Origin of the sequence: Mucilaginibacter sp. OK268 (assembly GCF_900103125.1) — a bacterium.
Classification (GTDB): Bacteria; Bacteroidota; Bacteroidia; order Sphingobacteriales; family Sphingobacteriaceae; genus Mucilaginibacter.
In genome coordinates, this window is the sequence record NZ_FNJV01000003.1 from 386,574 (window position 1) to 403,017 (window position 16,444).

General features: G+C 44.0%; 13 protein-coding genes. 9 read left to right on the plus strand and 4 right to left on the minus strand.

The window, feature by feature from the left end:
- Window positions 1–230 precede the first annotated feature (230 nt).
- Window positions 231–1,433: a DUF763 domain-containing protein gene (locus BLR84_RS12020; RefSeq protein WP_090468221.1), complete on the plus strand. Its 1,203-nt coding sequence runs from the start codon at window positions 231–233 to the stop codon at window positions 1,431–1,433.
- On the opposite strand, the gene BLR84_RS12025 is transcribed toward BLR84_RS12020, so the two are convergent.
- On the minus strand, window positions 1,425–1,958 hold the full coding sequence (locus tag BLR84_RS12025) for a DUF4142 domain-containing protein (RefSeq protein ID WP_090468223.1): 534 nt from the start codon (window positions 1,956–1,958) through the stop codon (window positions 1,425–1,427). The genes BLR84_RS12020 and BLR84_RS12025 overlap by 9 nt on opposite strands.
- A 171-nt stretch (window positions 1,959–2,129) precedes the next feature.
- Here BLR84_RS12025 and BLR84_RS12030 point away from each other — a divergent pair, with 171 nt between their 5' ends.
- The 4 genes from BLR84_RS12030 to BLR84_RS12045 all read left to right on the plus strand — a co-directional run bounded on the left by BLR84_RS12030 (window position 2,130) and on the right by BLR84_RS12045 (window position 4,149).
- Window positions 2,130–2,444, plus strand: a complete 315-nt coding sequence (locus BLR84_RS12030) for an ArsR/SmtB family transcription factor (protein ID WP_090468225.1) — start codon at window positions 2,130–2,132, stop codon at window positions 2,442–2,444.
- A gap of 69 nt (window positions 2,445–2,513) precedes the next feature.
- Window positions 2,514–2,939, plus strand: coding sequence for an SRPBCC family protein (locus BLR84_RS12035; RefSeq protein ID WP_090468226.1), 426 nt, complete (start codon window positions 2,514–2,516; stop codon window positions 2,937–2,939).
- 116 nt (window positions 2,940–3,055) lie between these two features.
- A complete protein-coding gene (locus BLR84_RS12040) occupies window positions 3,056–3,628 on the plus strand; it encodes a Crp/Fnr family transcriptional regulator (protein WP_090468228.1) in 573 nt (190 codons plus the stop codon).
- 83 nt (window positions 3,629–3,711) lie between these two features.
- Window positions 3,712–4,149: a carboxymuconolactone decarboxylase family protein gene (locus BLR84_RS12045; protein WP_090468230.1), complete on the plus strand. Its 438-nt coding sequence runs from the start codon at window positions 3,712–3,714 to the stop codon at window positions 4,147–4,149.
- Window positions 4,150–4,431: 282 nt separating this feature from the next.
- Here BLR84_RS12045 and BLR84_RS12055 read toward each other — a convergent pair whose 3' ends face one another.
- Both BLR84_RS12055 and gltB read right to left on the minus strand, forming a co-directional pair.
- On the minus strand, window positions 4,432–5,910 hold the full coding sequence (locus BLR84_RS12055) for a glutamate synthase subunit beta (protein WP_090468233.1): 1,479 nt from the start codon (window positions 5,908–5,910) through the stop codon (window positions 4,432–4,434).
- Window positions 5,911–5,915: 5 nt separating this feature from the next.
- The gene (gene gltB / locus BLR84_RS12060; protein WP_090468235.1) at window positions 5,916–10,433 is read right to left on the minus strand and encodes a glutamate synthase large subunit; all 4,518 of its coding nucleotides are present in this window, start codon (window positions 10,431–10,433) and stop codon (window positions 5,916–5,918) included.
- Between the two features lie 678 nt (window positions 10,434–11,111).
- Here gltB and BLR84_RS12065 point away from each other — a divergent pair.
- A complete protein-coding gene (locus BLR84_RS12065; protein ID WP_090468237.1) occupies window positions 11,112–11,603 on the plus strand; it encodes a D-glycero-alpha-D-manno-heptose-1,7-bisphosphate 7-phosphatase in 492 nt (163 codons plus the stop codon).
- 172 nt (window positions 11,604–11,775) lie between these two features.
- A complete protein-coding gene (locus BLR84_RS12070) occupies window positions 11,776–13,293 on the plus strand; it encodes a hypothetical protein (protein WP_090468238.1) in 1,518 nt (505 codons plus the stop codon).
- A 25-nt stretch (window positions 13,294–13,318) separates the two neighbouring features.
- Here BLR84_RS12070 and BLR84_RS12075 read toward each other — a convergent pair whose 3' ends face one another.
- Entirely contained in the window at window positions 13,319–13,852 is a 534-nt protein-coding gene (locus BLR84_RS12075) for a hypothetical protein (RefSeq protein WP_090468240.1), read from the minus strand.
- Between the two features lie 320 nt (window positions 13,853–14,172).
- Between BLR84_RS12075 and hisG the strand changes: the two genes are divergently transcribed.
- Window positions 14,173–15,024 (plus strand): ATP phosphoribosyltransferase, encoded by an 852-nt coding sequence (gene hisG, locus BLR84_RS12080; protein WP_090468242.1) that lies wholly within the window; start codon window positions 14,173–14,175, stop codon window positions 15,022–15,024.
- Between the two features lie 83 nt (window positions 15,025–15,107).
- Complete coding sequence (hisD, locus tag BLR84_RS12085; RefSeq protein WP_090468243.1) at window positions 15,108–16,394, plus strand: histidinol dehydrogenase; 1,287 nt, start codon at window positions 15,108–15,110, stop codon at window positions 16,392–16,394.
- The last annotated feature ends 50 nt before the right edge of the window (window positions 16,395–16,444 follow it).

Below are 16,444 nucleotides of genomic sequence, written 5' to 3' on the forward strand. Positions count from 1 at the left end.
GATTTTTATTTTGATTACATTGATTTCGTTGATAGATTTAACTATCTATTTAACCATCACATCATTGCGAGGTACGAAGCAATCTCTACATAGGCAGGTCAACCATAAAAGTTCACTCTGTATAGTATAGAGATTGCTTCGTACCTCGCAATGACGCGCGGAGAAGAAAAGGCTCAGAAAAATCAACGAAATCAAAAAAATCAATGGTCATTTTTGCTAACTTTGTTAGTATGAAACGATCCGGCAGTGCCGATATGCCTTTACATTATGGTTATGTGCCGCAATGGCTTGCCGAGCGTATGGCCAAGCTGGGCCTGGCCGTGGTGGAAAACATTGTGATAGATTATGGCAAAGATGAAGTATTGCGCCGCCTGAGCGATCCTTTTTGGTTTCAAAGCTTGGGCGCGGTGATGGGTATGGACTGGCACTCTTCGGGCATTACCACTTCGGTGATGGGCGCACTTAAACGGGCCATTAACCCACATAGCCGCGAACTGGGTATCTATATCTGCGGCGGCAAAGGTAAATATTCCAAACAAACTCCGGCCGAGTTGATGAAGATCAGCGAAACTATAGGGCTAGACGGTAACCACCTGGTTAAATGCAGCAAGCTAAGCGCCAAAGTGGATAATACCGCTATACAGGATGGCTTTCAGCTGTACCTGCATAATTTTATCCTGAGCGATACCGGTAAATGGGCCGTGGTACAGCAAGGCATGAGCGATGCCAGCAGCACCGCACGCAGGTATCACTGGCATTCGGAACAATTAACCTCTTTTGTTAACGATCCGCATACGTTTATTTACGGGCAAAATCATGGTCTTATCCTCAACATGACTGATAAGCAGGCCGATAGCTCCCGAAATGGTGTAATGAAGATAGCCTCCGAAAATCCAGAGCACATGTTACGGGAGATCAATAAACTGGTGATGCCCAATAATCATCATGTTACCGCGAAGGATGTGGACCTGAAACGACTGGGCGCAGTGCTATGGCTTGCACATGAGAAGCAACCCGCCGATTTTGAAGAGTTATTGTTACTACAGGGATTAGGCCCGCGAACATTACAATCATTGGCCCTGGTGAGCGAGGTGATCCATGGTACGCCATCACGTTTTAAAGACCCTGCCAGGTTTTCGTTCGCGCATGGCGGTAAGGATGGTCACCCCTTCCCTGTACCTACCAAAGTTTATGACGAAACTATCAGCACTTTGCAAAACGCCGTTTATAAAGCTAAAATAGGCCAATCGGAAAAGAACGAGGCCATCAAACGCCTGTCGAAAATAGCCGAGAACGCCGAAAAAGATTTTACACCCAACGCCAATTTTGAGCAGGTAATAGCCCGTGAACGTGAGGATTCCTGGAAATATGGTGGTCGCACCGTAATGGGCAGGGCCAAACCGCCGGTACAACAGCAATTGAAGTTATTTTAACACCGTCTCCAATGTCTTTTCCGACTCCAGACGGGCGCGTAAAGCCGGTAGTTTGATCTTAGCAAAATCGGCTACATTAACGTTGCTGTTATGGCTGGCATCCTCAAATAAACTGATAAGCTGCTGCTGTTCATTAATGACTTCCTGTAAATAAGCCTTATCAAACGGGGCTCCATGCTTCTTCTCTAACAGGGTTATCATTTGTTGATGCGTATCGCTTATCGAGTCGCCGGAGGTTACAAAATTATCATCCTTGAGTTTTTTCAGATCATCGACAAGCTTTGTATTATCACCAGTGATCTTTTTGGCAAACTGGATAACCAGCTGATTTTTAGAGTTTGATACCGGCATACCCGAAATTTTGATCATGGTAAGTCCTGTTTCCGTTCCACCGTTCAGAAAGGTTAAGCCCTTATCATCAACCAATGGTTTGTTATTATAATTACTGGGGCGTTGATTACCCGTGCAGCCCTGTATCAAAACCAGGGTCATCAATCCTAATAATATTCCTGCTATCTGCTTCATTTACAATTTGCATATATTTTACATAAAGTTTAACAAAAATTAATCCTTCTGGTTTAGCAAAGCATTCATATTTAGGTTATCCATTCCAATTGTTACATACTTAATTTTTAATTTGTGTAACCAAAAGGTTTCATTTATATTTGTAACCTAAAGGTTTCAAATAAAATTAAAATGCTTCAAAGAGACGTTTTTAAGGCCATTGCCGATCCTACCCGGCGCGAGATCATCAACCTCATCGCCCATAATAACATGAATTTAAACGCCCTGGCCGATAATTTTAACATCAGTCGCCCTGCGGTATCAAAGCATATTAAAATATTAACCGAATGTGGTTTGCTGGTGATTAAACAGCAAGGCCGTGAACGGTTTTGCCAGGCCGACCTCCGCCAGCTACAGGAAGTAACCGATTGGGCCGAACAATACCGCCAGTTCTGGATGCAGAAACTGGATGCCCTGGGGAATTTCCTGGATAAAGAAAAAAGCTAAAAGCTGAAGGCATAAAGCTGAAAGCTAAAATTTAGAAAACTTAATTATAAACCTATAAAATGAGCATTTATGAGCGCACAACCATTTGTGATAGACCGAATTTATAACGCCCCAGTCGAGCGTGTTTGGCAGGCTATTACCGATAACAACCAAATGAAGAAATGGTATTTTGACATACCCGATTTTAAGCCCGAAGTAGGTTTTGAATTTACTTTCGATGGTGGAAGTGAAGGAAAAATATACGTTCACCTGTGCCGCGTAATTGAAGTTATTGAAGGCAAAAAGCTATCACATACCTGGCGATATAAGGATTACGAGGGCGACTCCGTAGTTACCTGGGAATTATTCCCCGAAGGCGATAAAACCAGGCTTGTATTAACCCATACCGGCCTGGAAACCTTCCCACCATTAAAAGATTTCGCCAAAGAAAGCTTTACCGCCGGATGGACCGAGATTGTTGGCCGTATGCTGAAGGAATATGTAGAAAAGATATAAATCCTAAATATCAATAGACGCATGTGATGCGTCTCTACAAAAAACAAACGTAGAGACGCATAATTGCGTCTCCTGTACAGGGTGAAGTAATTCTTATTATATTCGGGTTGATAATTATGCAGAGCTACCTTACAAATCATATCGAAAAATTCGTGGAGCTTAGTGAAGCTGATATCGAACTGATCGGCAAGGTTGTAACGGTAAAATCTGTTAAAAAGAAAACTTTCCTGCTACAGGCTGATCAGGTTTGTCGTGAGCTTTATTTTGTAAGCAAAGGTTGCCTGCGCTTGTATTTCATCAACAAAAAACTCAACGAACAAATAACCCAGTTCGCTATTGAAAACTGGTGGATGAGCGACCATGGTAGCCTGGAGAGTGGTAAACCATCCAGTTACTATATTCAGACGGTCGAAGACTCCGAGGTCATCAGCATCAGCAAAGCCAAACTCGAAGAGCTTTTTGAAAAAGTCCCTCGCCTGGAGCGTTATTTCCGCATAGTACAACAGCGTGCCTTTACCGCCTCTCAAAAACGCATCGAATACATTTACAGCATGAGCGACGAAGAACGTTACCGTCATTTCAGCAGTCTTTTCCCAGATTTTATACAGCGTATACCGCAATATATGCTGGCCTCGTACCTGGGTTTTACCCCACAGTTTATGAGTAAAATACGGGCAAAAAAAGTTTAACCAACCCGGTATTTCTTAATCTTGATTCATTTTTCGGGGCCTGTTTTGTCCGCAACTTTGGGTATCACAAAAACATAAAGAAAATGAAAGCAAGAATTTCGATCCCCAAAGTAGATCCAGAAGCATACAAGGCATTAGCTGTTTTAAGCAATTATATTGAAAACAGCAGCTTAACCAAAACCCATAAAGAGCTGATAAAAATACGTGCTTCACAAATAAACGGCTGTGCTTATTGTATCGACATGCACACCAAAGATGCCCGCAAAGCCGGCGAAACCGAACAACGCATTTATGCCCTGAACGCCTGGCGCGAAACCCCCTTCTTTACCGAAGAAGAGCGTGCTATACTGGCCTTAACCGAAGAGGTTACCCTGATACAAAACCATGTATCTGACAAAACCTATGAAGCCGCTGCCAATATTTTAGACGAACACTACCTGGCACAAGTAATCATGGCTATCATCAACATCTGCGCCTGGAACCGTGTGGGTATTGCTACAGGTATGCAGCCAGGTTTGTAAAGGGGTTATCTTCTATAAAAAAATGTCATTGCGAACGATAGCGCGGGCAACCGACCAACGGGAGCTCATTAATACCTAAAAAAAACAATTAACAACATTAATAATCTCATGCTGTACAGGGAGACTTGCATAGTTCGCGATTGCTTCGTCGTTCCTCCTCGCAATGACATGAGGGAAATATTTAGCAGACTTACGAAGTTTATTTTCAACAAAAAAAGCCGGGTCTTTTTCAAGAGCCCGGCTTTTGGATTTGGATTTATAATTCAAATTAGAACACGCTAATTAAAATACTTGGTCAAATTGGTTAACAGCGTCTTTGCTTTCGAGCACGGAGTGCCCCATCAAAAACTCATCAACCTTGCGGGCTGTTTCGCGGCCCTCAGATATGGCCCATACCACAAGTGATTGCCCGCGGCGCATATCGCCGGCGGTAAATACTTTGCTTACATTGGTACGATAAACACCTTCTTTTGCTTTTACGTTTTTACGCTCATCCAATTCAATGGCTAATTGCTGGATCATACCCACATGCTGCGGATGTAAAAAGCCCATCGCCAGGAATACACGCTGACAAGGAATTTCGCGCTCAGAACCTTCTATTATATTGAATTTTACCGGACGACCCAGGAAATCTTGCTCCCACTCCACATCAACTACTTTAAGCGCTCTCAGGTTACCTTCATCGTCGCCTAAAAACTCCAGGGTGTTTACACCCCAGGAACGTTCAGCGCCTTCTTCGTGCGAGCTGGTCGTTTTCATCACCATAGGGTAAGTTGGCCATGGCATGTGTTTGGTGCGTTGCTCAGGTGGCTGAAACATTACCTCAAACTGTTTAATAGAGCTTGCCCCCTGGCGGTTTGATGTACCCACGCAATCAGAGCCGGTGTCGCCACCGCCAATCACTACTACATCTTTACCAGTAACCAATATATCCTCGCCCTGAACCTGAATATCGCTTACACGTTTATTTTGTTGTTTCAAAAAGTCCATCGCGAAGTGGATGCCTTTAAACTCACGGCCCGGGATGTTCAGGTTACGCGGTATGGTTGAACCGCCTGCCAATACTACGGCATCGTTATTACGCACCAGCTCTTCAGCAGCTACGTTAACACCAACCTCGCTGTTGCATTTAAATACAACACCATCTTTTTCCATCACTTCGATACGACGCTCTACCACCCATTTTTCCAGTTTAAAATCGGGAATGCCATAACGTAACAGGCCTCCTGGTTTATCATCGCGCTCGTAAACGGTAACGGCGTGCCCGGCTTTGGTCAACTGGGCTGCTGCTGCCAGTCCTGCCGGACCTGAGCCTACTACAGCTACCTTTTTACCGGTTTTAACCAGTGGCGCGGTTTGCTTTACCAGGTTTTTCTGGTAAGCTATCTCGATAATATGTTTCTCAATTTCCTCAATAGCTACAGCGGGTTTGTTGATACCTAGCACACATGCCGACTCACATGGAGCAGGGCATATACGGCCTGTAAACTCAGGAAAGTTATTGGTTGACGATAAAATATGGTACGCTTCTTCCCAGTTTTTACGATACACCGCATCGTTAAACTCCGGAATAATATTTCCCAGTGGGCATCCCGAATGGCAAAACGGAATACCGCAATTCATACACCTGGCCGATTGCTGGTTCAGCTTTTCGTCTGTATATAAATTAACAAACTCTTTATAGTTTTTTACGCGTTCAGCAGCAGGAACCTTGGTTGGTAATTCCCTGTTAAACTCCTGAAATCCTGTTGGTTTTCCCATTGAATTTAGCCTATTGTTTGATATTGTAATTTCTCTATTGCTTTTTTATACTCTTTCGGATACACCTTTACAAACTGTGTAGATGCTTGTGCCCAGTTGCCAAGGATCTGCTGTGCCAGCTTGCTCCCGGTTAGGCTGATGTGCTTGCGTAACAGTGTCTGGATCTGCTCAGCGTCCTGTAACGATAGCGGGTCAAGATCAACCATCTCTGTGTTACAGTTCTCGGCAAATGTACCTTCCGGATTATACACCCATGCTATACCACCGCTCATACCAGCCGCGAAGTTGCGGCCTGTTTTGCCCAGTACCAGCGCACGGCCACCGGTCATGTACTCACAACCGTGATCGCCTATGCCTTCAACTACGGTAGTAGCACCTGAGTTACGTACCGCAAAACGCTCGCCTGCCATACCACCGATAAACAACTCGCCGGATGTAGCGCCGTACAGGGCCACGTTACCAATGATGATATTATCTTGTGGTACAAAAGTGGCATTACCTGCCGGGTAAATAGCCAGTTGTGCTCCTGATAGGCCTTTGCCTACATAGTCATTCGCTTCGCCTTCCAGCTCAAAGGATAAACCTTTGGTGGCAAACGCGCCAAAACTTTGACCGGCAGAGCCTTTGAATTTATAGTTGATGGTATTGTCAGGTAATCCTGCCGATCCGTATTTTTTTGACACCTCGTTTGATAACAGCGTACCAATGGTACGGTTAACATTGATCACATCAAACGATGCGAACACCGGGGTTTTATCTTCCAAAGCGGCTTTTGCACTTTCAACCAGTTTCCAGTCCAGTATATCGGCCATACCATGATCCTGGCTTTCGCTGTTATACAGGGTCATGCCTTTGGTATTGGTTACCGGGTGCAGGATGCCGGATAGATCAATCTTTTTAGCTTTCCAGTTATCCAGATGGTCTTTTACTTTCAGGAACTGAACGCGGCCGACCATCTCCAGAATAGTACGGAAGCCCAATTCGGCCATGATCTCACGCAGCTCCTCAGCCATAAAGCGGAACAGGTTAACCACGTGCTCAGGTTTGCCCGAGAACAGTTTACGCAGTTCAGGATCCTGTGTAGCCACACCTACCGGGCAGGTGTTCAGGTGGCATTTACGCATCATGATACAGCCGCCGGCAACAAGGGCCGCGGTAGCAACACCCCATTCTTCGGCACCCATCAGGGCGGCAATAGCCAAATCCCTGCCGGTTTTTAACTGACCGTCTGTTTGCAATACCACACGGCTGCGCAATTTGTTGCGTACCAGTGTTTGGTGAGCCTCGGTTAAGCCAAGTTCCCATGGTAAGCCCGCATGTTTTACAGAGCTTATAGGTGATGCGCCTGTACCACCGTCGTATCCTGCAATCAGGATCACATCGGCATGTGCTTTGGCCACACCTGCGGCAATAGTACCAACACCGGCTTTTGAAACCAGTTTTACGTTGATACGCGCGGCACGGTTAGCATTCTTTAAGTCGAATATCAATTGGGCCAGATCCTCGATAGAATAAATATCGTGGTGCGGTGGCGGCGATATCAAACCAACACCTGGTGTAGAGTGACGGGTTTTAGCGATCCAGTCATCCACTTTATGACCAGGTAATTGTCCACCTTCGCCCGGTTTTGCACCCTGGGCCATTTTTATCTGTAATTCATCGGCATTCGTCAGGTAATTAGAAGTTACTCCAAAACGTGCCGAAGCGATCTGTTTAATGGCCGAACGCATCGAATCGCCGTTTGGCAATGTTTCATAGCGCATTTCGTCCTCACCACCTTCGCCGGTATTACTTTTACCGCCTATACGGTTCATGGCAATAGCCATGGTGCTGTGTGCCTCATGCGAGATAGAACCGAATGACATGGCGCCTGTTGCAAAGCGTTTCATGATGTTTTCGGCCGGTTCAACCTCATCAATGCTGATAGCCTCACGGTGGTGGGCAAAATCAAGCAGGCCACGTATGGTGAAATGCTTTTCGGTTTGCTCGTTGATTTCCTTAGCGTACTTTTTATATACCTCGTAATCATTGGTACGGGTAGCGTGCTGCAATAAGTGTACGGTAGTTGGGTTAAACAGGTGAACCTCGCCCCTGCGTTTCCACTGATAGATACCACCCTCAGGCAGTAAATTATCAGCAGCTTTAGCACTAAAACCTATGCGGTGTTTGCAAAGCGCTTCTCGGGCAATTTCATCCAGTCCTAAACCGCCTATACGGGTAACAGCACCGGAGAAATAACGATCGACTACAGATTTGTTTAAACCTAATATTTCAAACACCTGCGATCCGTGGTATGATTGCAAGGTAGAGATCCCCATTTTAGAGAAGATCTTCAGCAAGCCATCATTTACAGATTTTACATAGTTCTTCTGCAGATATTTAATGTCCAGACTGGTTTCCAGGCTACCATTGTTTTTAATAGTTTCAATAGTTGATAGTGCCAGGTATGGGTTAATAGCAGTTGCACCAAAAGCCAGCAAGCAGGCAAAGTGGTGTACTTCCCAGGCGTCGCCGGTTTCTACAACCAAACCTACAGCACCACGGCGACCAATTTTAACCAAATGATGGTGAACAGCAGATACCGCCAGTAATGATGGTATAGGGGCGTGTTCAGAATCAACAGCACGATCCGACAGGATCAATACCTCAAAGCCATCATCAACCGCGTCCTCGGCATAGCGGCAAAGCCTGGCTATACCTTTTTCCAGCGAGCCCGGCATGCCATCGGCATTAAAATAAGTTTGCAGGGTTTTAGCATGGAAAAGGCCGGTATCAATACTGCGCAGTTTCTCTAACTGGTGGTTTTTTAATATCGGGTGCTTTAACACTACGCAATGGCAGTGCATTTTATCTTCATCCAGCAAGTTACCGTTGTTACCGATGAAGGTAGCCAAACTCATCACCAAACGCTCACGGATAGGATCTATCGGTGGATTGGTAACCTGGGCAAAAAACTGTTTAAAATAGCTCGACAGGTGCTGTGGCTTATCAGACAGGATAGCCAATGGCACATCCGTACCCATAGAACCTACAGGCTCTTTACCATCAACCGCCATAGGTTTAATGATGGTATCGATATCCTCACGGCTGTAGCCAAAAACCTGCTGATAACGGAATACGGCCGGTTCAGACAACGGCGCAAAAGCCAAACGTGGCTCGGCCAGTTCGCTCAGGTTTATTTTATAATTCTCCAACCAGCGACCATAAGGCTGCTGTGAGGCAATCTGTTGTTTAATTTCTTCGTCGGTAATAATGCGGGCCTGCTCGGTATCGATCAGTAACATTTTACCCGGCTGCAAACGGCCTTTGCGCAATACGGTGCTTTCGTCAATGGCCAAAGTACCGGCTTCGGAAGCGGCAATTACACGACCATCATTAGTGATCACATAACGCAGCGGACGCAGACCGTTACGGTCAAGTACGGCGCCTACCAGTTTACCATCGGTAAAGCTGATAGCGGCAGGGCCATCCCATGGCTCCATTAGCGTAGCGTGATATTCGTAGAATGCTTTTTTAATCGGGTCCATTTGCTCGTTGCCATCCCATGCTTCAGGGATCAACATCATCATAACGTGCGGTAATGAACGACCAGAATGCAGCAGTATCTCGATGATATTATCCAAACAGGCAGAGTCAGACTGGTTATTGTCGATCACCGGCATAATCATTTCCATTTCTTCTGCACTAAAATAGGTCGAAGCATAGGATTTTAAGCCGGAGTAGAACCAGTTTAAGTTACCGGTAAGGGTATTGATCTCGCCGTTATGAGCAATCAGGCGGAAAGGTTGCGCCAGTTTCCATGACGGGAATGTATTGGTTGAGAAACGCGAGTGGATCATGGCAAAGCCAGATGCGATACGCGGATCGTTCAGGTCTGAATAGTATTTACGCAGCTGATAGGTAGTCACCATGCCCTTGTAAACAAGGGTTTTGCATGACAATGAAGTAAAATAAAAATATTCCGGAGCCCCGGGTACCGTTTCGGTAATGGTTTTATAAATATACCTTCTTAATACAAACAGTTTACGTTCAAAATCATCGGCATTGGTAATATGATTGGGCCTGCCAATAAATATTTGCTCCACATCCGGTTCAGAATGACGGGCGGTTTCGCCCACAGCCATGGAGTTAACTGTTACTTTGCGGTAACCTAAGGCATGCATGCCTAATTTTTCAATAGCATTGGTAATTACCTTACGGCAGGCTTTCTTTTGTGCCGAATCCTTCGGAAAAAATATCATCCCCACACCATACTCACCGGGTTCAGGCAGGCTGATCTCCAGGTTTGAGCATTCTTCCATCAAAAATTCATGTGGTAATTGTATCAGTATACCCGCGCCGTCGCCGGTTTCAGGGTCGCATCCGCAGGCGCCGCGGTGTTCCATATTTTCCAACATGGTTAGCGCGTCGTCAATTATCTGGTAAGATTTATGACCATTAATATTGGTTATAAACCCAGTTCCGCAGGAGTCGTGTTCAAATTCTGGCCGGTAAAGGCCCTGGTGGCTCTCAGTTTGATTCATCGTAAAATTTAAACCAGTTTTATAAAAAGGGTGTAACTACGAAATTACTAAATACAACATAAATTATAAAATCATCGGTTATTTTTTAAAATTTCTAAAAAATCCATTACTAAAACAATGTTTATTTAACAAATCGATAACAATAAATATCGATTATTATGATTACACAAATCAAACACCTGATTTTGTTATTTAGAATCGGTATAAAGTTGCACAAACAAAGCAATTTTCAGTTATAGCAACGGTAATTTTTGTTATAACAGAATTAAATTTTGTGCAATTTATCTACATATCCTATAGGGTAACGCTCAATTTAAATTAGTGTACTATTTACATTAAGGTATCATTTCTAAATTATCGCTTGGGGAAAGAGTATTAAAAAAAGTACGTCATTGCGAGGCACGAAGCAATCTCTATGCTATACAGAGCGGATTTGCTTATTGGGGATTATTAATGTTGTGTTTGTTTTTATCAGTATTAATGAGCTCCCTCCGGTCGGTTGTCTTCGTACCTCGCAATGACGCGTGGAGAGGAAGTGCAGTAGCTGAAGAGAGGGTACCCGCGCCTAGCACAGATCGGGTGAGTCGACACCGCGTGAAAATTTAAAATGCGCCCTACATCAACGTACCATTCAACCTAAATTTTAGAATTGTTAACTTCGCAAAAAATTTAAAACTGATGCCAGCAAAAAATAAAGCCGTTTTTTTAGATCGCGATGGGGTACTTAACCAGGAAATGGGCGACTATGTGCGCCGCCTGGAGGATTTTCATATACTGGACAATTTTGAAGCCCTGAAAACCCTGCAGGATCGCGGTTACCTGTTACTGGTGGCTACCAACCAGGGCGGCCTGGCCAAAGGCTGGTATACCGAAGAGGAACTGACTAAAATGCACAGTCTGCTGAAACAAACCTATCACGAACACGGTATAGAGATCACCGACTTTTTTTATTGCCCACACCATCCCCTCTTTACCGGCGATTGTGATTGCCGCAAGCCAAAACCGGGTTTATTGTTACAGGGCATTGCCAAATATGATATCGATCCGTCAAAGTCATACTTCATTGGTGACCGTGAACGTGATGTAGAAGCCGGAACCGCCGCCGGTGTTAAAGGTATATTAATAGACAGCGACCAGCCGATAAGTACGGTGCTGGATCAAATAAAATAACCCCACCCAACCCTCCCCGATGGGGAGGGCTTTGAAAATCTCACCAAGGTTATTTTAAATATAAAAGTAAAAGTCTCCCCCCTCGGGGGAGATTTAGAGGGGGTGAGACTAATTTTTTTAAAACATTTTCGCCCTGTACAACTTTTACCACTATTAACCAGTAACATCACACATGCAACTAAACCGCTATTTAAAAAATTACGACACTTTTATAGCCGCGCTCCTTGGTTTTTTTGCCGTGCGTATATTTTGCAGTTATAGCGGTATCGGTATCTCGCCCGATTCTATCATGTATGTGAGCGCTGCCCGTAGCCTGAACACCAACGGCACGCTGCAAACCTTTAATCATATCCCCATCGTTGATTTCCCGGTGTTCTACCCTGTTTTCCTGGGCTGCATCAAATTCATTACCCGTATTGATCCGGTTATTTACGGATCGGTATTGAACGGGTTAATGTTTGCCGGTTTAATATATACCAGCGGGTGGATCATGCACCGTTTTGTACCCACATCTCGGGTTTATAAATGGTTGATACTGGTGGCTATTGTACTAAGTCCGGCGCTTTTACAGGTGTACTCCTATTTATGGTCAGAGACCTTATTCATTTTTGAAACGCTTTTGTTCCTGGTCGCTTTCAGGCAATATCTTTTAAAACATACGCTTAAACCGTTATTAGTAGCTGCTATTATAGCGGCTATAAGCTGTGTTACCCGTTATGCTGCGGTTACTATTGTGGGCACCGGAGGCTTGCTGTTACTGCTCGACAGGGTATTACCGCTTAAAAAGAAGATCGTACATATTATTATATACGGCTTTGTTTGCATATCGCTGCTGGTGAGCAACCTGCTGTTCAACGCCTTCATGTCGGGCACTACCACCGGGCCGCGCGAACCATCTATTACCTCCTTTGGTAAAAATCTATACTATTTTGGCACCGTAATGTGCGACTGGATGGGCTTTACCCCCAACCAATACTACCTGGCCACACCCATCGCCACGCTCATGTTATTGGGTTTTATAGCGGCGCTGGCTTACAATTATTATCGCCGAAGGCTGGATAGTTTTGAAAACCTTGCTATCACCTTTGCCCTGGTTTATGGTTTGTTCATTCTCGTTTCCTCCACCTTTTCACGTTACGAACGCATCAATCACCGTTTGCTGGCGCCTATTTTTATTCCGGCGCTCTGGGGCTATACCAGCTGGGGCTTGCTCATTCTGAAGAAGATTAGCAATATCACCACCCGTCGCATTGTAGCCGCCGTATTTATAGTGATGATGCTGGGCTTTGTAACCAAGGAGTTTTTTATAGATAAGCAGCGCTATAGCGAGCAGATAGCTGATAGTTACGGTGTACCCGGCTATACTTCTGACGATTGGTTGGAATCGCCCTTTGCGGCTTATTTGAAACATATTGATAAAAGCATGTTTAAGCCCAAGGTTACCATTTATACCGATGCGCATGAGGCCGTTTATTTCTTCTCGGGCATGTCATCATACCTGGTACCGCACAGGTTCTTTAAGAAGGATATAGCCAGTTTCTATAAAAAGAAACATTTTTACCTTATCTGGTTCAACGTATTGGAAAACCCCGAACTGATCAATCTAAAAGATATCCAAAAAGTAAAATCACTCAAGCTGATCAAAGATTTTGGCGAAGAAGGAGGCATTTATGAATGTGATGAGCAGTAGTAATCTAAACTGGAATTAGATGAATTTATTTAAATTCTTTTCTTAAACTCACCTCAATAATTTTCATTAGTTCTGGTAAAGTTTTCTCAAGATCAATTTCCCTAATGTCAGACATTCTTTTACCTGAATCTATTGAATTAGGATTTCTAACATTTACATGAAAAATATCTATATCCTGTTTTATTTGAAATAAAACCTTCTCCAATTCAGTAATTTTTAAATAGTCCTTCTCATCCAAGAAAAGTTTAACAATCATACTTTCATATTGAAAATCCCGCAAAAGAGGAGTTAAACTACTTGAAATAACACCAGCAGTTTCAGTATCTTTAATTGTGAAACGAAACATAGTATAGTTGTAATAATCCTCAACTCCAAGTTTAAATGCTTGGTAACTTTTGTAAAAATTCTTAACTTCTATAATTTTATTTTCGTGGGCTTTATTATTTTTAAAAGATACTTTATTTAAATAAAAACTTACTATCGCGGTAAGGATAGAGCTACCTAAAACAGCACTAATAGTAGTTGTAAGGTAATTTATTTGTTGAACAGATATTGCCATAACTGAGATTTTAGTTACAAAGGTAATTATAATTCCCCCTCAGATATTATTCATTTAAATCGGCACTACTGATACTTAATTCCGAAGACCCGTTTAATTCTGGTTTAGACAATTTCACATTAAATTTTGATTTAAAAAACATCTGTCTATATTTGCGACAGCTAATCCATAGTTTTACTATATAAAAATGAACGGCATCGCACTACATCATCTTCATCTGCATCACCACCATGTGGTGATCAGCTAATATGTATGTTTCTACGCGAAATAACAACCTCCGTTTATACTCTTTTTTATCATAGTTTCTTAAATTCAATCTTTTGAAAACACTTAAAATAGCGATCCAGAAATCTGGTCGTCTCAACGAAAAATCCGTTGAATTACTAAAAAATTGCGGCTTAAATTTCGAAAATTACAAAAGCTCGCTTATCTCCCCCGTTTCCAACTTCCCTTTAGAGATCCTTTTTCTGCGCGATGATGACATCCCCGAATACGTTCAGGATGGCATTGCCGATCTGGGTATTGTAGGTGAAAATGTGATACAGGAAACCGAAGTGGAGGTGAGCTACCTGCAACGCCTGGGTTTTGGCAAATGCTCGCTGAAAATAGCCGTGCCCAACAACAACGATATTCAAAACCTCAGCGACCTGAACGGTAAAGCCATCGCCACCACCTACCCGGTTATTTTAGGTAAATTCCTGAAACAGCAAGGTATCCAGTCAGATATCCGTACCATTTCAGGTTCGGTAGAAATTTCTCCGGGCCTGGGCCTGAGTGATGCGATCTGTGACCTGGTGTCTACAGGTGGTACCCTCAAAAGTAACGGGTTGAAGCCATTTGCCGATGTGATGTCGTCAGAAGCCGTGCTTATCGGCTGCAAAACTATCGAAGATAATCACCTTGTACAGGAGTTAATACAGCGTATCCAGTCTGTTTTACGTGCCAAAGAAACTAAGTACGTGGTATTGAACGTTCATGTAGGTAACCTTGAAGCAGTAACCGCTTTATTACCAGGCGTAAAAAGTCCATCGGTAGTACCATTGGCCGAACCTGAATGGGTTGCAGTACACACCGTGATCCCTGAGCGTGATTTCTGGGACAGGATAAGTCAGCTGAAACAAGCCGGCGCACAAGGCATTGTGGTAATGCCGATTGAGAAGATAATTTTATAGTTAGTGTGCAGTTGGCGGTTTGCAGTTAGCATTTTGAAACTGCAAATAAAGCAAACTGCTAACTGAAAACTGCAAACTGAAAAATGAAGACATACAATTATTCAGATTTAAGTAGCACCGATATCCAGAAACTGGTTCAGCGAAATGTTGATCCGGCCAATGAGATCCGTACCATTGTTGAAGAGGTTATTGATAACGTGCAGCAACATGGCGACAGCGCCCTGTATGAATATGCCCGCAAGTTTGACAAGGTTGAATTGAGCAACCTGTACCTGGACAAAACCGATCTGGAAGAACTGGCCGAATCGGTATCTGCCGAGCAAAAAGCCGCGCTGGAAACGGCCTATAATAATATCTATAAATTTCACCGGGCGCAGGTAAAACCAGAGGATAAAGTGGAAACCATGCCCGGCGTTACCTGCTGGCGCGAGTTAAGACCGATTGAAAAAGTTGGCCTGTATATCCCCGGTGGAACCGCCGTTTTGCCAAGTACATTTTTGATGCTGGGCATCCCCGCGCGTATAGCAGGATGTCATGAAATTGTGGTGTGTTCGCCGCCGCAAAAAAATGGCAAGGTGAATGCTTTTATAGCCTATGTTGCCTTGCTATTGGGTATCGATAAAATATACCTGGTTGGTGGTTCACAGGCTATTGCGGCCATGGCTTACGGCACCGAAAGTATCACTAAAGTTGACAAGATATTTGGACCTGGAAATCAGTTTGTTACCAAAGCAAAAACCATCATCCAATCGACTACCTCAACGGCTATTGATATGCCTGCGGGCCCGTCGGAGGTTTTGGTGATTGCCGATGAAACCGCTACCCCGGCTTACATCGCTGCCGACCTTTTGGCACAGGCCGAACATGGTATCGACAGTCAGTCGGTACTGGTATGTACCTCTGCTAAAATAGCTCAGGAGGCACTGGCCGAAGTGGAGAAACAATTACCAACCTTGCCCCGTGCCGAGATAGCTAAACTGGCTATTGATAACTCGTATATCGTGGTTACTTCCAATTTGGAACAGGCCATGGATTTCAGTAATCAGTACGCACCCGAGCACTTGATCCTGGCCACCGAAAGGTGGAAGGAGATCACTGGCTTCATCATCAACGCAGGCTCGGTATTCCTGGGTAATTTAACCCCTGAAAGCGCCGGTGACTACGCCTCAGGCACCAATCATACGTTGCCTACCAGCAGCTATGCCAGGGCTTATTCAGGTGTTTCGGTTGATTCTTTTGTAAAGAAGATCACCTTTCAGCATATCACCCGCGAAGGGATTAACAATATTGGCCCAACAGTACAAACGCTGGCCGAGTTGGAGGGTTTACATGCCCATGCTAATGCAGTATCAATAAGGAATAAAAATTAAAATATAATTAAAGAACAACGTTTCTCTATCAAATATGTCATTGCGAGGAG